The organism is Pseudoduganella sp. GW821-FHT12E03 (assembly GCF_058807115.1).
Genome location: NZ_JBXAQJ010000005.1, coordinates 257,517 through 275,561, shown reverse-complemented (window position 1 = coordinate 275,561; position 18,045 = coordinate 257,517). Strand labels below are relative to the sequence as shown.

Annotated in this window: 15 protein-coding genes; 13 read left to right on the top strand and 2 right to left on the bottom strand. The window is 63.7% G+C overall.

The features are described 5' to 3' along the window. Positions 1–92 precede the first annotated feature (92 nt). From pyk to AC1RRC_RS14685, 10 genes are all read left to right on the top strand, one after another. Positions 93–1,541: a pyruvate kinase gene (gene pyk / locus AC1RRC_RS14730; protein ID WP_493056235.1), complete on the top strand. Its 1,449-nt coding sequence runs from the start codon at positions 93–95 to the stop codon at positions 1,539–1,541. A 46-nt stretch (positions 1,542–1,587) separates the two neighbouring features. Continuing rightward, complete coding sequence (gene fba, locus AC1RRC_RS14725) at positions 1,588–2,652, top strand: class II fructose-bisphosphate aldolase (RefSeq protein WP_493056234.1); 1,065 nt, start codon at positions 1,588–1,590, stop codon at positions 2,650–2,652. Positions 2,653–2,749: 97 nt separating this feature from the next. Further along, the gene (locus AC1RRC_RS14720; protein ID WP_493056233.1) at positions 2,750–3,646 is read left to right on the top strand and encodes a phosphoribosylaminoimidazolesuccinocarboxamide synthase; all 897 of its coding nucleotides are present in this window, start codon (positions 2,750–2,752) and stop codon (positions 3,644–3,646) included. 3 nt (positions 3,647–3,649) lie between these two features. Further along, the gene (gene purE, locus AC1RRC_RS14715) at positions 3,650–4,153 is read left to right on the top strand and encodes a 5-(carboxyamino)imidazole ribonucleotide mutase (RefSeq protein WP_493056232.1); all 504 of its coding nucleotides are present in this window, start codon (positions 3,650–3,652) and stop codon (positions 4,151–4,153) included. Continuing rightward, positions 4,150–5,334: a 5-(carboxyamino)imidazole ribonucleotide synthase gene (locus AC1RRC_RS14710; protein ID WP_493056231.1), complete on the top strand. Its 1,185-nt coding sequence runs from the start codon at positions 4,150–4,152 to the stop codon at positions 5,332–5,334. Before purE ends, AC1RRC_RS14710 begins: the two co-directional genes overlap by 4 nt. 14 nt (positions 5,335–5,348) lie before the next feature. Continuing rightward, positions 5,349–6,488 (top strand): L-threonylcarbamoyladenylate synthase, encoded by a 1,140-nt coding sequence (locus AC1RRC_RS14705; RefSeq protein ID WP_493056230.1) that lies wholly within the window; start codon positions 5,349–5,351, stop codon positions 6,486–6,488. A 135-nt stretch (positions 6,489–6,623) separates the two neighbouring features. Then, positions 6,624–8,222, top strand: a complete 1,599-nt coding sequence (locus tag AC1RRC_RS14700; protein WP_493056229.1) for an alpha/beta hydrolase family protein — start codon at positions 6,624–6,626, stop codon at positions 8,220–8,222. Positions 8,223–8,271: 49 nt separating this feature from the next. After that, positions 8,272–9,786 carry an alpha/beta hydrolase family protein gene (locus tag AC1RRC_RS14695; protein WP_493056228.1) on the top strand — a complete coding sequence of 505 codons (1,515 nt, stop codon included), beginning with the start codon at positions 8,272–8,274 and terminating at the stop codon, positions 9,784–9,786. Between the two features lie 140 nt (positions 9,787–9,926). Next, positions 9,927–11,306, top strand: a complete 1,380-nt coding sequence (locus tag AC1RRC_RS14690) for an SGNH/GDSL hydrolase family protein (protein WP_493056227.1) — start codon at positions 9,927–9,929, stop codon at positions 11,304–11,306. 31 nt (positions 11,307–11,337) lie between these two features. Continuing rightward, positions 11,338–12,030: an OmpW/AlkL family protein gene (locus AC1RRC_RS14685; RefSeq protein WP_493056226.1), complete on the top strand. Its 693-nt coding sequence runs from the start codon at positions 11,338–11,340 to the stop codon at positions 12,028–12,030. A gap of 179 nt (positions 12,031–12,209) precedes the next feature. On the opposite strand, the gene AC1RRC_RS14680 is transcribed toward AC1RRC_RS14685, so the two are convergent. Continuing rightward, positions 12,210–13,394, bottom strand: a complete 1,185-nt coding sequence (locus AC1RRC_RS14680) for an acyl-CoA dehydrogenase (protein ID WP_493056225.1) — start codon at positions 13,392–13,394, stop codon at positions 12,210–12,212. Positions 13,395–13,491: 97 nt separating this feature from the next. After that, entirely contained in the window at positions 13,492–13,995 is a 504-nt protein-coding gene (locus tag AC1RRC_RS14675) for a flavin reductase family protein (RefSeq protein ID WP_493056224.1), read from the bottom strand. Positions 13,996–14,105: 110 nt separating this feature from the next. Here AC1RRC_RS14675 and msrA point away from each other — a divergent pair, with 110 nt between their 5' ends. From msrA to AC1RRC_RS14660, 3 genes are all read left to right on the top strand, one after another. Then, on the top strand, positions 14,106–14,633 hold the full coding sequence (msrA, locus tag AC1RRC_RS14670) for a peptide-methionine (S)-S-oxide reductase MsrA (RefSeq protein ID WP_493056223.1): 528 nt from the start codon (positions 14,106–14,108) through the stop codon (positions 14,631–14,633). Between the two features lie 64 nt (positions 14,634–14,697). Next, entirely contained in the window at positions 14,698–15,774 is a 1,077-nt protein-coding gene (locus AC1RRC_RS14665) for an HD domain-containing phosphohydrolase (RefSeq protein ID WP_493056222.1), read from the top strand. A 1-nt stretch (position 15,775) separates the two neighbouring features. Further along, positions 15,776–18,028: an ATP-binding protein gene (locus AC1RRC_RS14660; protein ID WP_493056221.1), complete on the top strand. Its 2,253-nt coding sequence runs from the start codon at positions 15,776–15,778 to the stop codon at positions 18,026–18,028. Positions 18,029–18,045: the final 17 nt, after the last annotated feature.

The window sequence follows — 18,045 nt, the reverse complement described above, 5'->3', positions numbered from 1 at the left end:
TCCCGCCGGCGGATGCCTGGCGCCCCACCGCAAGGTGCGGCGCCGCATGCACTGGAGGGACGCCGCCCGGCCCACCCCAGCGAAGGAACCCTATGTCCCGCGGTACTAAAATCGTCGCCACCATCGGTCCAGCCTCCACCGACTTTGATGTCTTGTGCAAAATGATCCGGGCCGGCGTCGATGTCGTCCGCCTGAATTTCTCGCACGGTAAAGCGCAAGACCATATCGACCGCGCGACCCTGGTGCGCCGCGCGGCGGCGGAATGCGGGCGCGAAGTGGCGATCATGGCGGACATGCAGGGACCGAAAATCCGCATCGGCAAATTCGAAAACGGCAAGATCGAACTGGCCAATGGCGATCCTTTCATCCTCGATGCGAAATGGGGTGAAAACGGCGAACTGGGCACCCAGGAAAAAGTCGGCCTCGATTACAAGGCGCTGCCGTCCGACGTGCATACGGGCGACACCTTGCTGTTGAACGACGGCCTGATCGTGCTGACCGTGGTGCGGGTGGTGGGCAGTGAAATTCACACCACCGTGAAAATCGGCGGTGAACTGTCGAACAACAAGGGCATCAACCGCCAGGGTGGCGGCCTGACCGCGCCGGCGCTGACCGCCAAGGACATGGAAGACATCAAGACCGCGATGAGCTTCCAGGCTGATTACCTGGCCATCTCGTTCCCGAAAAACGCCACCGACATGGCGATGGCGCGCCAATTGGCCAATATCGCCGGCGAGCCATACCGCCACAAGCCGATGATGATCGCCAAGATCGAACGCGCCGAAGCGATTCCGGCGCTGGCTGAAATCCTGGGCGCCTCCGACGGCATCATGGTGGCGCGCGGCGACCTCGCGGTGGAAGTGGGCAATGCCGCCGTGCCGGCGCTGCAAAAGCGCATGATCAAAATGGCGCGCGAAGCCAACAAACTGGCGATCACGGCGACCCAGATGATGGAGTCGATGATCGTCAACGCGGTGCCGACCCGCGCCGAAGTGTCGGACGTGGCCAATGCCGTGCTGGACGGCACCGATGCCGTGATGGCGTCGGCGGAAACCGCCGCCGGCAAATACCCGATTGAAACCGTCGAAATGATGGCGGCCATTTGCGTCGAGGCCGAGCAATCCGAATACAACAAGCTCGACGCCGACTTCCTCAACGTGACATTTACCCGCATCGATCAGTCGATCGCGTACGGCGCGCTGTTTACGGCGCACCATTTGCGCGTGAAAGCCATCGTGGCGCTGACGGAATCCGGCTCCACGGCGCTGTGGATGAGCCGCCACAGCATCGATACCCCGATTTTCGCGCTGACCCCGAGCGTGACCACGGCGCGCAAGGCGTCGCTGTACCGCAACGTGCGCGCCTACCAGCTGCAGCAGGGCACCGACAGCGCGATCGTGCTGAAGGAAGCGGAAGAGCTGCTGGTGGAATATGGCATCGTCCGCAAGGGCGACATGATCGTCGTCACATGGGGTGAACCCATGGGCCAGGTGGGGGGCACCAATGCCCTGAAGATCGTCAAAGTCGGCGAGTTTGCCTGACGCCGCGTAAAGATTTCTTTTTTATCATTGTTATTGGAGTTTTACCATGTCCCTCGTATCCATGCGCCAGTTGCTGGACCACGCCGCAGAAAACGGCTATGGCATTCCAGCTTTCAACGTCAACAACCTGGAACAAGTGCAAGCCATCATGGCTGCCGCCGACGCGCTGAACAGCCCGGTGATCATGCAAGCGTCGGCCGGCGCCCGTAAATACGCCGGTGAAGCGTTCCTGCGCCACCTGATCGACGCCGCTGTGGAAGCGTATCCGCACATCCCGGTCGTCATGCACCAGGACCACGGCCAGTCGCCGGCAGTCTGCATGGCCGCGATCCGTTCGGGCTTCACGTCGGTCATGATGGACGGTTCGCTGGAAGCGGACGGCAAATCGGTGGCTTCGTATGAATACAACGTCGACGTGTCGCGCGAAGTGGTGAAATTCTCGCACGCGATCGGCGTGACGGTGGAAGCGGAACTGGGCGTGCTCGGTTCGCTGGAAACCATGAAGGGTGACAAGGAAGACGGCCACGGCGCCGACGGCACCATGACCCGCGAACAATTGCTGACCGACGTGGCCCAGGCCGCCGACTTCGTCGAGCGCACCCAGTGCGACGCGCTGGCAATCGCGATCGGCACCTCGCACGGTGCTTATAAATTCACCCGCAAGCCAACCGGCGACATCCTGGCGATCGACCGCATCAAGGAAATCCACGCGCGCATCCCGAACACCCACCTGGTGATGCACGGTTCGTCGTCGGTGCCACAGGATCTGCTGGCCATCATCCGCGAATTCGGCGGTGACATGAAAGAAACCTATGGCGTGCCAGTCGAAGAAATCCAGGAAGGCATCCGTCACGGCGTTCGCAAGATCAACATCGACACCGACATCCGCCTGGCGATGACCGCTGCGATCCGTAAATACCTGTTCGAAAATCCATCGAAATTCGACCCGCGCGATTACCTGAAGCCGGCCCGTGCCGCCGCCGAGGAAATCGTCAAGGCCCGCCTGCTGGCATTCGGCTGCGAAGGCCAGGCTGGCAAGATCAAGCCGCTGCCGCTGGACAAGATGGCCGAGCGTTACAAGGCCGGCGCGCTGGCCCAGATTGTGAAGTAAAATTCTGTTTTTGGACGGGCTCACCACAAGCCCGACTTTCCAGCCGGCGGCTCTTTTCAGGGCCGCCGGTTTTGCATATCTACAAATCCCCTCCGCTATGAACAGCCTCTACCAATCCTCCATCAAGTCCCTGCCATTGCTGGGTCACGGCAAAGTCCGTGACAACTACGCCGTAGGCGACGACAAGATCCTGATCGTCACCACCGACCGCCTGTCCGCCTTCGATGTCGTCATGAACGAACCGATTCCCGGCAAAGGCATGGTGCTGAACCAGATGAGCGATTTCTGGTTCGAGAAACTGGGCCATATCGTGCCGAACCACCTGACCGGCGTGGCGCCAGAGTCGGTTGTTGCGGCCGATGAAGTGGAGCAGGTCAAAGGCCGTGCAGTGGTGGCCAAGCGTTTGAAGCCGATCATGGTGGAAGCCGTGGTGCGCGGCTACATCATCGGTTCGGGCTGGAAAGATTACCAGGCAACGGGTTCCGTCTGCGGCATCCAGCTACTGGAAGGCTTGCAACAGGCCGAGAAGCTGCCTGAGCCCCTGTTCACCCCGGCCGCCAAGGCCGATCTGGGCGAGCATGATGAAAACATCAGCTTTGCTGAAATGGAAAGCCGCATCGGCGCGGAACTCGCCGCGAAAATGCGCGACGTCTCGATCGCCCTGTACAAGGCCGCATCGGAATACGCCGCCACCAAGGGCATCATCATCGCCGACACCAAGTTTGAATTCGGCCTCGATGACAATGGCGTGATGCACCTGATGGATGAAGTGCTGACGGCCGACTCGTCGCGCTTCTGGCCAGCCGATTCGTACGCGCCAGGCATGTCGCCGCCATCGTTCGACAAGCAATTCGTGCGCGATTACCTGGAAACCCTGACCGACTGGGGCAAGACCGCTCCCGCGCCGGCGCTGCCAGCGGACGTCATCAACAAGACCCAGGCCAAGTATTTCGAAGCCATCGAACGCCTGACCGGCGAAAAGCTGAAGGTGTAAGCGATGACTGACGTGAACAAACCACTGGTCGGCGTCATCATGGGTTCGTCCTCGGACTGGGACGTGATGCAAAACGCTACCAACATCCTCAAGCAGTTCGGCGTGCCGTTTGAAGCGCAAGTGATCTCGGCCCACCGCATGCCCGATGAAATGTATGCGTACGCGAAAAGCGCCCGCGAGCGCGGCCTGCGCGCCATCATCGCCGGCGCCGGCGGCGCCGCCCACTTGCCAGGCATGGTGGCGGCCATGACCATCGTGCCGGTGCTGGGTGTGCCGGTGCCGTCGAAATACCTGCGCGGCGAAGATTCGCTGCTGTCGATCGTGCAAATGCCGAAAGGCGTGCCCGTATCGACCTTCGCCATCGGCGAAGCGGGCGCCGCCAATGCGGCGCTGACGGCCGTGGCCATTATCGCCACCACCGACGATGCGCTGGCGGCCAAGCTGCTGGAATTCCGCGCCACGCAAACGGCGGCGGCGCAAGCGATGACGTTGCCGGTGAATGAATGAGTAACAGCGCCGATAATGCACATAACCCGCCGAGCTGGCTGGGTGTGATGGGCGGCGGCCAACTGGGCCGCATGTTTGCGCAGGCCGCGCAAAGCATGGGTTACCAGGTGGCCGTGCTGGAACCCGCCGCCGATTGTCCGGCCGGACAAGTCGCGCAGCGCCTGGTCAATGCCGGTTACAGCGACGCCAACGGTCTCGACGAATTGGCGAAGCAGTGCGTGGCGGTCACGACCGAGTTTGAAAACGTGCCGGCCGACTCGCTGTCGCGCCTGGCGCAAACCGTGTTTGTCGCGCCGAACGCCCATGGCGTCTCGGTTGCGCAAGACCGGATTGCGGAAAAACGCTTCTTTGTCGGTTGCGCGCCGAAGTCCGGTGTTTTGCCGGCGCCGCACAAGGTCATCGCATCCCAGGACGACATCGATGCGATCACCGATGACTTGTTGCCCGGTATTTTGAAAACCGTGCGCATGGGTTACGACGGCAAGGGGCAAGTGCGCGTGAAGTCGCGCGACGACGTGCGCAACGCCTTTGAAGCCATGGGCAAGGTCACCTGCCTGCTGGAGAAAATGCTGCCGCTGGCCTATGAAGTGTCGGTGCTGACGGCACGGGGCGCGGATGGCGCGTCGGTGGTGTATCCGATCGCGGAAAACGTGCACCGCGACGGCATCCTGTTTACCACCACCGTGCCGGGCCCGAATATCTCGGCCGCGTGCGCGCAGGCGGCGCAGGCGGCGGCCACCGCCATCGTGGCCGAACTCGGTTATGTCGGCGTGCTGTGCATCGAGTTCTTCGTCCTGACCGACGGCACCCTGGTCGTCAATGAAATGGCGCCGCGTCCGCACAACAGCGGCCATTACACCATCGATGCCTGCGCCACCAGCCAGTTTGCACAGCAAGTGCGCGCCATGGCGCGCCTGCCGCTGGGCGACGTGCGCCAGCATTCGCCGGCCGTGATGCTCAACATCCTCGGCGACGTCTGGTTCGAAGATGGCAGCGATACCCCGCGCACGCCGGCCTGGGACCAGATGCTGGGCTTGCCGGGCGCGTGTTTGCACCTGTATGGCAAGGATGATCCGCGCCGTGGCCGCAAGATGGGCCACATCACGTTTATTAGCGCCACGCTGGACGATGCGCAGCGCCAGTTGCACGCCGCGTGCGCTATCCTGGGTATTCCTGCGTGAGCGGTGTAGTGAGCATGAGCAATATCGACCAAAAGGTCCTGGGCCAGGCATCCGCGATTCTTGAATCCGGCGGCCTGGTGGCGTTTCCCACCGAGACGGTGTACGGCCTCGGCGCGGATGCGGAAAATCCCGCCGCCGTGGCGCGGATTTATGCCGCCAAGGGCCGTCCCAATGACCATCCTGTGATCGTGCACGTGGCGCCCGGCGCCGACCTCGATTACTGGGTCACGGACATCCCGCCGGCGGCGCGCCAGCTGGTCGACGCCTTCTGGCCCGGCCCGCTGACCTTGATCCTGAAACGCCATCCGCAAATTCCTGACGCCGTCTCCGGCGGCCAGGATACGGTGGGTTTGCGCTGCCCGTCGCACCCGGTGGCGATTGCCCTGTTGTCGGCGTTCAAAGGCGGCAAAGGGGGCGTGGCGGCGCCGTCGGCCAACAAGTTCGGCAATGTCAGCCCGACCACCGCGCAGCACGTGCGCGATGAATTCGGCGCCGATGTGCTCGATGCTGCCGGCATGGCGGAAACCGCGGCGCACGCGGTGGCGGCCATGATCACCAAGCGCATGGAAAACCCCGACGCCCGCGTGTTCGATACCGCGCGCAGCCTGCGCGTGGCCGTGCTCGATGGCGGTTCCAGCCAGGTGGGCATTGAATCGACCATCCTCGACCTGTCCCGCCTCGCTACCCACGGCCCCGTGCTGCTGCGTCCCGGCCATATCGGCGCGCAGGATATCTGCGATGTGATCGGCGTGATGCCGAACTTGCCGGACCAGGGCGCACCGCGCGCCTCCGGCACGCTGGAATCGCATTACGCGCCGAAAGCGCCGGTGGCGCTGGTGGACGCCGCGCGCTTGTCCGAGGTGCTGGCGCAACTGGCGGCCAAGGGCCACCAGGCTGCCGTCATCCATTATTGCGACAACGGGGGCCTGCCTGCCGGCGCGTTCAGCGCGCACCAGCACATGCCGTCCGACGCGCCAGGCTATGCCTTTGGCCTGTATGCGGCATTGCGCGCGATGGACCAAAGCGATGCGCCACTGATCCTGGTGGAAGCGCCGCCGCACACCGATGCCTGGCTGGGCGTGAATGACCGCTTGCGCCGCGCCGCGTTTGGCGCGGCCGGCATCGTCGACCGGCTGTTGCAACCGTCGCCGTAAACACATGGCTGTGTGCGCACACGCACACAGCGTGTCCTCGCACGCATCTGCTATTCTGGTATTGTTGAGTGGTACTGATGAACAGTGCCACGCCGGTTCAAAACCGGCGCGCATAACAAGAATAGGAGGCCAGCCATGGTCTTGCGCTTGTATGCATTTGTCCTTGTCATTGCTGTCACTTCGGCAATGGCTCCCGCTGGCGCCGCCGAGCGCCCGTCCGACCCTTCCGATCCGTCTCATGCCGCCGTTGCCGTCAGCACCGCGCCTGCCTATGCCCCCGCCATGGCCGGCGGCAGCGCCACGGTGGCAGGGACGGTCGCGGTCCAGCTGGCGCGCCAAGCGCCAGCGCGGGGCACCCTGCTGTCGGGGCCCACGCTGGTGCCGATCGACGTCGTCACCGACACCATCGACAAGCTGGAACCGCCGTTGTTGCGCACGCTGTTGAAGCGGCGTGACGGCTTGCTGAACATCACCGGCGAACCGCGTTGCGCAATTGCCATCCACAGCCTGCGCTACCAGACCGTGGGCGGGCAGGGCGAGCCGACGGATGCGGGCGCGGTCATCATGGCGCCGTCCGGCAAAGACCCGGCCTGCAGCGGCCCCCGTCCTGTCCTGTTGTATGCGCACGGCACCGTGCTCGATAAGACCTTCAGCATGGCGCGGCTCAATGGCGAAGCGCGGCTGGTGGCCGCCATGTTCGTGGCGCAGGGCTATATCGTGGTGGCGCCGGATTACGCGGGCTATGGCGTGTCGTCGCTGCCCTACCACCCCTACCTGAACGCGGAACAGCAGGCCGCCGACATGATCGATGCCCTGCGCGCGGCCCGCGCCGCCTATGGCGCGCTGGGATTGCAGCCCTCGCAGCGGCTGTTCTTGACGGGCTATTCGCAGGGCGGCTTTGTGGCGCTGGCCACGCAGCGCGCGATCCAGCAGCATCACGCGGAAGAATTCAAGGTGACGGCGGCGGCCGGCCTGTCCGGCCCGTACGCATTGACGCAGATGGCCGACGATATCTTCAGCGGGCGTCCCAGCACGGGCATCACGGCTTACCTGCCGCTGCTGACCACGTCCGGCCAGCGCGCTGGGGCGGCGCTGTATGCTGCGCCGGAAGATCTGTATGAAGCCCGTTATGCCGAAGGCATTGAAGCGCTGCTGCCGACCAAGGTGAAACTCGATGACTTGGTTAGCAAGGGCAAGCTACCGAAAGGCGCGCTGTTTGCCCGCGATTCCCAACCCCAGGCGGTCGATGCGTCCGCGTTCTTTGCCGACCGCAACCTGGTCCGCACCAGCTACCGCAACGCCTACCTGCAAGACATGGCGGCGCATCCGTGCCGCGGCGACCTGGCCGAACCGCTGGCCTGCGCCCCGGAACACGGCTTGCGCAAATGGATGGTGAAAAACGACCTGCGCAGCTTTGTGCCACAAGCGCCACTGCTGTTGTGCGGCGGTGCGCGCGATCCCGTGGTGCCGTTTGCCAATGCGGAAAGCGCCAGCGCGTACTACAACGCGCATGGCGCCGCCACCGTGCTGGTCGACCTGGAAACCATCCAGGCACAGGATGCCTACCTGGCGCAAAAACAGGGTTTTGCGCGTGAATTGCACAACCTGGTGCAGGATGCTGCCAAAAAGGGTAATGATCCTAACAAGGCAGTGTCTGACCGTTACCACAGTCGGCTCGCTGCCAGCTTTTGCCTGATGGCGGCGCGCGACTTTTTCAATTCCGCAAGTCCTTAGATCACATCAGTCTGCTATTCTGACCCGATTGTTTAATCGGGAGCAGTACATGCGTCACACATTCACGTTGCTAGCCGCTGTGGCGCTGACCGCCTGCGGCGGCGGCAGCGGCGGCAGCAACGGTATCCCCAGCAGCGGCGGCGTGGTGGTTTTGCCGCAACCGCCGGCGCCGCAGCGCGGCACGCTGGTCGGCGGCCCGTCCATGGTCCCCGTCATGGTCAACGGCGTCGCCGTCAACACGCTCGAACCGCAGCAATTCAAGCAAATGCTGGACGGCGCCCAATATGGCGCCAGCGGCATTACCAGCACACCGGTGTGCGCGGTTTCGGTGCAGACCGTGCGCTACAACACCGTGGGGTCCGGGTTTGAAGCGACGGAAGCGTCGGCGGCGGTCTACCTGCCGTCCGGTACGGACCCGGCGTGCACGGGCGCCCGTCCGGTGCTGCTGTACGCGCACGGCACCTCGCCGCTGAAATCGTATGACATGACCAACTTGGCCGGCACCGAAGCGCGCCTGGTGGCGGGCATCTTTGCGGCCCAGGGCTTTATCGTGGTGGCGCCCAACTATGCGGGTTATGCCGGGTCGTCGCTGCCTTACCACGCTTACCTCGACGCCGAGCAGCAGGCCGCCGACATGATCGATGGACTGCGCGCGGCCCGCAAGGCGTTCCCGCAAGTGCTGGGCGCCTCCAAACTGTTTGTGACGGGGTATTCGCAGGGCGGCCACGTGGCGGTCGCCACGCAGCGCGCCATGCAATTGCGCTATCCGACGGAATTTTCCGTGGCGGGGGCGGCCGGCTTGTCCGGTCCCTACGCCTTGCTGAAGTTTGGCGAGGCGATCTTTGGCGGCGCGCCGACCACCGGCGCCACCGCGTTCCTGCCGATGCTGACGACCGCCGCGCAGCGCGCCGGCGAGGGCGCCTATGCGAATGCCCCGGACATGTATGAAAGCCGCTATGCCGCCGGCATTGAAACCCTGTTGCCGGGCACGCAAACCCTGGGCGACCTGGCTGGTAGCGGCCGTTTGCCGGAAAAGGCGCTGTTTGCCGGCAATTCCGTGCCGCAGACCAGCGGCCATGAGGCTTTCTTTGGCGATAACAACCTGGTGCGCACCGCGTACCGCGACAGCGTGACTGCCGACATGCGCAACAATCCGTGTAACGCCACGGCGGAAAAGCCACTGGCGTGCGCGCCGGTGCAACCGCTGCGCAAATGGCTGTTGCGCAATGATTTGCGCAACTATGGACCGTCGGCGCCGCTGTTGCTGTGTGGCGGCGACAGCGATCCGATTGTGCCGTTTTACAACACCACGGCAGCCGCTGATTTTTACCGCGCACAGAAGACCGGCGCCCCGCTGCATGTGGTGAATGTCGACAGTACGCCGGGCCTGGGCGATGACTATGCCCAAGCCAAGCTGGGGTTCCTGGCCGCGAAGAGTGCGGTCAAGATCAATGCCGCTGTCAGCGGCGGCTCCGGTGATGCCGCGGTCAGGGACGCGTACCACGCGGGACTGGTTGCGCCTTTTTGCCTGCGCGCCGCACGGGACTTCTTCCGCGCACGTTAACTGCCCGTTAGAATACGCCCTCAGTTAGTTGAGTAATTTACAAAATTGCCCTATACAAGGATGTGTCCGGCTGGCATATTACGCGGATTGCCTAATAGCACGTACGTTCGATTAGTAGAATAAATTTCTAAGGAGACACAATGCGACAAACGAAAATTGCGCTCGCAGTCATGGCCATGGCGGCCGTTCTGGCAGGTTGCAGCGGCAACAGCGGCAAACCCGATGCCGGCGATCAAACCATCCGGGTCAAATTCGGTTCGCAAGTCTCCTTCGGCGACAGCCTGTCCGATCTCGGCACCTACGCGGTCGGCGGCGTGAAGGCACTGGGCGGCGGCAAATACGCCATCAACGGCGCCACCGGCACCGGCCCTGAATTCTCCGGCAAGATCTGGCTCGAACACATGGCCGCCCAGTTGGGCCTGCCGGCGCCTTGCGCCGCCATGACCGGCCTCGACGGCGATGCCAGCAAGGGCTTCAGCGTCCCGGTCACGACGAAAGCCGGCTGCTACGGCTATGCGCAGGGCGGCGCCCGCGTCACCAGCCCGGTTGGCCCTGGCCACAAATTGACTGGCAGCCCAGTGGGCCTGTTGACGGTGCCGGTGGTGCAGCAAGTGAAAAACCACCTGGCTGCGGCCGGTGGCAAGTTCAAGGGCGATGAAATCGTCTTCGTGATGGCAGGCGGCAATGACTTGCTGTTCAACCTGGGCGCCCTGTCGGCCGCCGCAACGGCTGCCGGCACCGCCGCAGGCACCACGGCCTTTGCCAACAGCCTGATCAGCCAACTGGCTGCCGGCGCCACCAATCCGCAAACCGCGGCACAGGCCATCGGCCTGGCGATGGCGGCGGAATCCGCGAAACCGACCAAGACCGATGCCTCGGTCGTGGCTGCCGCCGTGACGGCCGCCGTCATGGCGGGCAATACCGCCGCAGCGTCGCCAACCGTGTATGGCCCGATGGTGGCCAAGGCCCAGGCCGAAGCCACTGCCACCGGCACCAAGGCCGGTACCGACTACGCTGCCGCGCATGCTGCGGAGCAAGTGGTGGCCATGGCGACCGCCGGCAAGGAACTGGTTGCCATCGTGAAAAACCAGCTGCTGTCGAATGGCGCAAAATATGTGACCGTCAATAACCTGCCAGACGTGTCGACCACGCCGTCGGGCCTGGCGCAGTCGGCGGCCAACCAGCAATTGATCCTGGCCATGGTGAAAGCCTTCAATGACGAGCTGACCAAAGGTCTGGCCGGCATCGATACCGTGCTGCTGATCGACGTGTTCACGTCGTCCCGCGACCAGGCGACCAATCCTGCGCCATATGGCCTGACCAACGTCAAGGACACCGCATGCGACCTGAGCCCGGCGAAAAACCCGCTGGGCAGCTCGCTGACTTGCAACCTGAACAACCTGAAGCCGGGTGACGTGGGCCGCTACTCGTTCGCCGACGATACGTTGCCGACGCCGTACAACTACTGGCTGCTGGCGCGTTTCGTTTCGGAACAAATGGTCGTGAAGCGCTGGCTGTAAGCCGCGGCAACTCTCGGATACTGGAGACACAATGAAAAAACAAATCAATTGCGCAGTGAAATTGCTGGCGCTGGCGGCGGCGCTGGGCGCGGCGTCCGGTGCGTCGGCGCAGTCGGCCGGCCAATGGGTGGTGGCGGTCGGCATGAACAAGATCGAGCCGGATGTGAAGAGCGAGCCGGTGTCGGCCCCGGCATTGCCGAACAGTAGGGCGGACATTGGTGCGGACATGCAGCCGGTCGTCACCATCGCCCGCATGCTGACCGATAACATTTCGGTGGAAGTGGACCTGGGTGTGCCGTACAAGCACAAGCTGTACGGCGCGGGCGCGCTGGAAGGCACGGGCAAGATGGGGTCGTCGGAAGTGTTGCCGCCGACCTCCTTCATCCGGTACCACCTGTTCCAGCCGAACAGCAAGATCCGTCCCTACGTCGGCCTGGGTATCACCTATGCCATTTTCCAGAATGAAACGGGTTCCGGCCAGTTGACCGCCGTGCTCGATCCGGGCGGCAAGCCGGTCACGTTCTCCATGAAAAACAAGTGGGCCGTCGGCGCCAAGATCGGCACCACGATTTCGTTCAAGGAAAACTGGTTCGTCGACGTGCACATGGTCAAGACCAAGCTGAAAACCACCGCCACGTATTCGACCGGCCAGACCCAGGTCGCCGCGCTGGATCCGACCGCTGTCGCAATTTCGGTCGGCCACAACTTCAACTGGAAGTGGTAATCCGCCCCGGCCCCGTGGTTTAACGGAACGGGACCCCAAAACGCCGCAGCGTCACTCCGCTGCGGCGTTTTTTATTTGGGGCCAGGCCCCGAAATGTCGAGTAGATCGTTGTATGCCGTGAATAAAAAAAACGCCGCAGGAGGTGACCCCTGCGGCGTTCTTGTTTCAGACTTGCCGGATTACTGGAAAGCCTGGATACCGGTGATCGCGCGGCCCAGGATCAGGGCGTGGATGTCGTGCGTGCCTTCGTAGGTGTTGACCACTTCCAGGTTCACCATGTGGCGCACGATGCCGAATTCGTCGGAGATACCGTTGCCGCCCAGCATGTCGCGGGCCACGCGGGCGATGTCCAGCGATTTGCCGCAGGAATTGCGCTTCATGATCGACGTGATTTCCACCGCCGCCGTGCCTTCATCCTTCATGCGGCCCAGGCGCAGGCAGCCTTGCAGCGCCAGGGTGATCTCGGTTTGCATGTCCGCCAGTTTCTTTTGCACCAGCTGGTTCGCGGCCAATGGGCGGCCGAATTGCTGGCGGTCCAGGGTGTACTGGCGTGCGGTGTGCCAGCAATCTTCGGCGGCGCCAATGGCGCCCCAGGCGATGCCATAGCGGGCCGAGTTCAGGCAGGTGAACGGGCCTTTCAGGCCGCGTACGTCCGGGAACGCGTTTTCTTCCGGGCAGAACACGCTGTCCATCACGATCTCGCCGGTCACCGACGCGCGCAGGCCGAATTTGCCGTGGATCGCCGGTGCGCTCAAGCCTTTCATGCCCTTGTCCAGGATGAAGCCGCGGATCGCGCCTTCGTCGTCCTTGGCCCAGACCACGAACACGTCGGCCACCGGGGAATTGGTGATCCACATTTTCGAGCCGGTCAGCTCATAGCCGCCGGCGACTTTGCGGGCGCGGGTGATCATCGAGCCGGGGTCGGAACCGTGGTTCGGTTCGGTCAGGCCGAAGCAGCCGATCCATTCGCCGGTCGCCAGTTTGGGCAGGTATTTCTGCTTCTGTGCTTCGCTGCCGAATTCATAGATCGGCACCATCACCAGCGACGATTGCACGCTCATCATCGAGCGGTAGCCGGAGTCCACGCGCTCGACTTCACGCGCGATCAGGCCGTAGCTGACGTAGTTCAGGCCGGGGCCGCCGTATTGTTCCGGGATGGTCGGGCCCAGCAGGCCCAGTTCGCCCATTTCGCGGAAGATGCTGGTGTCCATGCGCTCGTGGCGGAAGGCTTCCAGGATGCGGGGCGCCAGTTTGTCCTGGCAATACGCGGCGGCGGCGTCGCGCACCATGCGCTCGTCGTCGCTCAGCTGGCTATTCAGCAACAGGGGATCATCCCAGTGGAATTGCGCGCGGGCTTGGCTCATCGTAGTGGTCTCTCGTTATGGTGGATGATCCCGCCATTCTAGAACGGTGTTACCGGCGCGGCTTTTGAAATGGCGACACCAATTTCCGTTTTTGACCCTACTTCAGCTTGCCGAACTGCCCGCCATGGAAGATAAGAGGAGACTGCGGCGCAAATGCGCAGTCTTCGACTTCGCCGACGAAGATCACGTGGTCGCCTTCCGGGTAGCGGCTGCGGTTGTGGCATTCGAACCACGCAATCGCGCCTTTCAGGATCGGCATGCCGGTGCGCGACAATTCAAATTCCACGCCGTCCCACGGATCGTCGGAGCGGCGCGAAAACAGCTTGGCCAGGTGCGCCTGTTCCGCATTCAAGACATTGATGACGTAATGGGAATTGCCGCTGAAAATCGGCAGGCTGTTGGCGGAGCCGCCCAGGCTCCACAGCACCAGCGGCGGGTCGAGCGACACGGAATTGAAGGAACTGGCCGTCAAGCCGCGAAAACTGCCGTCTTCGAGGCGGGTGGTGATGACGGTGACGCCGGTGGCGAATTGCGACAGCGCCTGCCGGAAATGCAGGGAATCGAATTCGCGTGATTCGGCGCGGGGGGAGCTTATATTCATAGGGAATGCCTGTATCTTTCCGCCATTATGCCAAAGAACGCAAGAGTGCAGTCTGGCCCCATTTGCGTTACAGTAGCCTTTATGAAAGTGATCTCTGCGCAGGGGGCTGTATGACAACGGAAACTGCCGTTCTTGGGGGCGGCTGCTTTTGGTGTATCGAAGCGGTCTACCTGGAAGTACGGGGTGTCACCCAGGTGGAATCCGGCTATACCGGGGGCCAGCAATCGAACCCGTCGTATGAACAAGTGTGCACCGGAGGCACCGGCCACGCCGAAGTGGTGAAACTGGTATTTGACCCCGCCGTCATCACGTACCGCGATATCTTGGAAATTTTCTTCACGATCCACGATCCCACCACCCTGAACCGCCAGGGCAACGATGTCGGCACCCAGTACCGCTCCGTGATTTATTACCAGTCGCCGGAACAGGAAGCCACGGCGCGCCAGGTGATGGCGGAAATGGCCGCCGTGTGGGATGCGCCGATCGTGACGGAACTGGCGGCGCCGCAGCCGTATTTCCGGGCCGAAGACTATCACCAGAATTACTTTGCACAGCACCCGTTGCAGGGCTATTGCGCCTTCGTGGTGGAACCGAAAGTGGTCAAATTCCGCAAGATGCACAGCAACCGCCTGAAATAGCCGCGTGCAAAGCCGCACATAACAACGCACCTGGCAACGCACATAAAAATACCGATAAGCGCACATGAACGTCGTAATCGTCGACGATACCCATATCAACCTGGTCTTGATGTCGCGCCTGATCGGCAAGCTCGATGGGGTGCAGACCGTCACGTTCCAGGCGGCGCAGCCGGCGCTGGACTGGTGCAACAGCCACCCGTGGGATTTGCTGATCATCGATTACATGATGCCGGACATGGACGGGCTGGAATTGATCGCCCGCTTGCAGGGCGACCCGCGCGAACGCCCGCCGGTGCTGATGGTGACGGCCAGCATGGATGTCGAAGTACGGCACCGCGCGCTGGAAAACGGCGCCAGCGATTTCCTCATCAAGCCGATCGATAAAGTCGAATTCCTGGCCCGTACCCGCAACATGCTGCAATTGCGGCGCGCCACGGTCGGCTTGCAGCACCGCGCCAGCTGGCTGGCCGACGAAGTGGCCAAGGCCACGCAGGAATTGCGGTCGCGCGAGCAGGAAACCATCATGCTGCTGGCGCGCGCCTCGGAATACCGCGACCCGGAAACCGGCGCCCATATCTTGCGCATGGCGCATTATTCGCGCCTGATTGCCCATGAACTGGGGTTGCCGCCGCAGGAACAGGACGACATTTTTAATGCGGCGCCGATGCACGACGTGGGCAAGGTCGGCACCCCCGACCAGATCCTGCTGAAGCCGGGACGCTTGAGCGGCGATGAAATGGCCATCATGCGCCAGCACGCGCAAATCGGCTACGACATCCTGAAAAGCAGCCAGGCGCACATGCTGCAGCTGGCCGCCACCATCGCCCTGACACACCATGAGCGCTATGACGGCGCCGGCTATCCCAACGGATTGCGGGGCGACGCCATTGCGCTGGCGGGCCGGATCGTCGCGGTGGCCGACGTGTTCGACGCGCTGACCAGCCGCCGCCCTTACAAGCAGGCGTGGAGCATGGACGCGGCGCGCCAGTATCTGCTCGACAACAGCGGCAGCCACTTCGATCCGCAATGCGTGGCGGCGTTGCTGGCGCGCTGGGACGATGTGCAGGCCGTGCGCGCCCGCTATGAAGATCCCGGGCCTGCAACGGAACCCGACAGCGGGCAGGCCGCCGGCGGCGCCTGACATGCAGTATTTCCGCCTGCTGAAACTGATACGGCGCGCACTGGGCGCCGTCAATGAAGAAGAAATGGCGCACCGGCTGGCGTCGCTGCGGGCGATCGGTGAAACCTCGCTGGCCAACGGCCTGGTGACGCTGTTGCGGGAAGGCGAGCGGGCCGATCCCGGCCTGGAACCGCGGCTGCGCGAAGTGGAAGCGGAGCTGGCGCTGGTGCGCGCGGAAAACCTGCTGCTGCACCAGGAAGCGGCGCGCCACGGACTGGGCACGCGCAGTGGCCGCGAAGAAGCGCGCCGCCTGGCGTCCTTGCTGCAAGACTTGCAGCTGCACCGCGAAGACGATGTGCTGCACAACCAGGAATTGACGGAACAGATCCTCGATCAGTTGCCGATCCCGATCTTCCTCAAGGACCGCGCCGGCCACTACCTGCGCTTTAACAAGCGCTTCGAGGAAGTCACCCAGCGCACCCGCGAGGAAATCCTCGGCCGCACGATTGAACATATCGCTTCGCCGCGCTGGGCCGAAGCCACGCGGCGCGAAGATGCGCTGGCCTGGCAGGGACAGAACGTGCACAGCGAACGGCGCCTGATGGGCTTTGACCCGCCGCGCGACGTGATGGTGTCGCGCAGCGTCATCAGCAGCGGCGGCAATGAATACATGCTGGGTTATTTCATCGATATCAGCGAACAGCGCGCCGCGCGCGACGCCATGCAGCGGGCGGTGGAATCGGCGGAGGCGGCAAGCCGCGCGAAGAGCGAATTCCTGGCCAACATGAGCCATGAAATCCGCACGCCGATGAACGGCATCATCGGCATGACGGAACTGGTGATGGAGTCCAGCCTGACGCCGGAACAGCGCGCCGACCTGGCGCTGGTGAAGGCGTCGGCCGAGGCGTTGATGAATATCGTCGACGGCATCCTGGATTTTTCCAAGGTGGAGGCGGGCAAGCTCGATATCGAGGACGTGCCGTTCGATTTGCGGCAAATGGTCGAGGATGCGGTGCGCGTGATGGCGCTGCGGGCGCGCCAGAAAGGGCTGGAGTTGCGCTGCACGCTGCCGGCGTCGCTGCCGCGCAATGTGCGCGGCGATCCGGGACGGCTGCGCCAGGTGTTGATCAACCTGATCGGCAATGCCATCAAATTCACCGCCAGCGGCCATGTGGAGGTGGCGCTGGCGCTCGAACACGATGACGATGAACAGTGCGGCATTGGCTTTATGGTGAGCGATACCGGCATCGGCATCCCGCTGGCCAAGCAGCAATTGATCTTCGAACCGTTTGCCCAGGTGGACGGCTCCACCACGCGCCAGTTCGGCGGAACCGGGCTGGGATTGACGATCTGCCGCCGCCTGGTGATCCTGATGCAGGGGGAACTCGGCGTCAGCAGCGAGCCTGGCCGGGGCAGCCGGTTTTCCTTTACGGTGCCGTTGCGCCATACCGGCCTGGCCGCCGTGGCGCCGCTGCGCACGGTCAGTGCGCAGGCGGCCGACCGCGCCGCCGGCGCTGGCGCCGCCGATGCGGCCGCCGGCCCGGCGCCGGTGGCGGCGGAGGCCATACCGGCGGCGCAGGGCAGCCTGCGCGTGCTGCTGGCCGAAGACAACCCGGTCAACCAGCGCCTCGCGCTGCGCCTGCTGGAAAAGCTGGGCCACCGGCCGACGCTGGCCGACAGCGGCGTGGCCGCGCTGGAAGAGGCGACCCGCACCGACTACGACGTGGTGCTGATGGATGTGCAAATGCCGGTGCTGGACGGCCTGGCGGCCACGCGCCATATCCGCCAGTGGGAACTGGGCGGCAAGCGCCACGTGCCGATCATTGCCATGACGGCGCGCGCCATGGCGGGCGACCGCGAACAGTGCCTGGAAGCGGGCATGGACGATTACCTGGCCAAGCCGATCGACCTGGCGCGCCTGCGGCAGGCGCTGGCGCCGTACGTGGCGCAGGCCGCCGCTCCGGTGCTGGACTGGGACGCCGCGCTGCTGCGGCTGGACGGCGACGTCGATTTGCTGCATGAACTGGCCGGGCTGTTCCTGCAGGATGGCCCACAACTGTGGCGCGAAGTGCTCGAGGCGCGCGCCGCGGGCGACCATCCACGGTCGGCCCGTGCGGTGCACAGTTTAAAAGGCGTGCTGGTGAACTTCGGCGCGCAGCAGGCGATTGCCGCGGCGGAGCGGCTGCTGGCGGGCAGCGCCGATGGCGATGCGCTGGCGGGTGCGTTGGCCGAGGTCTACCGCGAACTGGCGGCCAGGGGCGCGCAGCGCCACTGAGCGCCACCGAGCGCGGA

What these genes read in the sequence shown, in the direction of transcription:
- AC1RRC_RS14695 (WP_493056228.1), top strand. Translation starts at nt 8,272, where the DNA reads ATGCGTCACACATTCACGTTGCTAGCCGCTGTGGCGCTGACCGCCTGC.
- AC1RRC_RS14705 (WP_493056230.1), top strand. Translation starts at nt 5,349, where the DNA reads ATGAGCAATATCGACCAAAAGGTCCTGGGCCAGGCATCCGCGATTCTT.
- AC1RRC_RS14675 (WP_493056224.1), bottom strand. Translation starts at nt 13,995, where the DNA reads ATGAATATAAGCTCCCCCCGCGCCGAATCACGCGAATTCGATTCCCTG.
- msrA (WP_493056223.1), top strand. Translation starts at nt 14,106, where the DNA reads ATGACAACGGAAACTGCCGTTCTTGGGGGCGGCTGCTTTTGGTGTATC.
- AC1RRC_RS14690 (WP_493056227.1), top strand. Translation starts at nt 9,927, where the DNA reads ATGCGACAAACGAAAATTGCGCTCGCAGTCATGGCCATGGCGGCCGTT.
- AC1RRC_RS14710 (WP_493056231.1), top strand. Translation starts at nt 4,150, where the DNA reads ATGAGTAACAGCGCCGATAATGCACATAACCCGCCGAGCTGGCTGGGT.
- AC1RRC_RS14685 (WP_493056226.1), top strand. Translation starts at nt 11,338, where the DNA reads ATGAAAAAACAAATCAATTGCGCAGTGAAATTGCTGGCGCTGGCGGCG.
- AC1RRC_RS14665 (WP_493056222.1), top strand. Translation starts at nt 14,698, where the DNA reads ATGAACGTCGTAATCGTCGACGATACCCATATCAACCTGGTCTTGATG.
- AC1RRC_RS14720 (WP_493056233.1), top strand. Translation starts at nt 2,750, where the DNA reads ATGAACAGCCTCTACCAATCCTCCATCAAGTCCCTGCCATTGCTGGGT.
- pyk (WP_493056235.1), top strand. Translation starts at nt 93, where the DNA reads ATGTCCCGCGGTACTAAAATCGTCGCCACCATCGGTCCAGCCTCCACC.
- AC1RRC_RS14700 (WP_493056229.1), top strand. Translation starts at nt 6,624, where the DNA reads ATGGTCTTGCGCTTGTATGCATTTGTCCTTGTCATTGCTGTCACTTCG.
- AC1RRC_RS14660 (WP_493056221.1), top strand. Translation starts at nt 15,776, where the DNA reads ATGCAGTATTTCCGCCTGCTGAAACTGATACGGCGCGCACTGGGCGCC.
- purE (WP_493056232.1), top strand. Translation starts at nt 3,650, where the DNA reads ATGACTGACGTGAACAAACCACTGGTCGGCGTCATCATGGGTTCGTCC.
- AC1RRC_RS14680 (WP_493056225.1), bottom strand. Translation starts at nt 13,394, where the DNA reads ATGAGCCAAGCCCGCGCGCAATTCCACTGGGATGATCCCCTGTTGCTG.
- fba (WP_493056234.1), top strand. Translation starts at nt 1,588, where the DNA reads ATGTCCCTCGTATCCATGCGCCAGTTGCTGGACCACGCCGCAGAAAAC.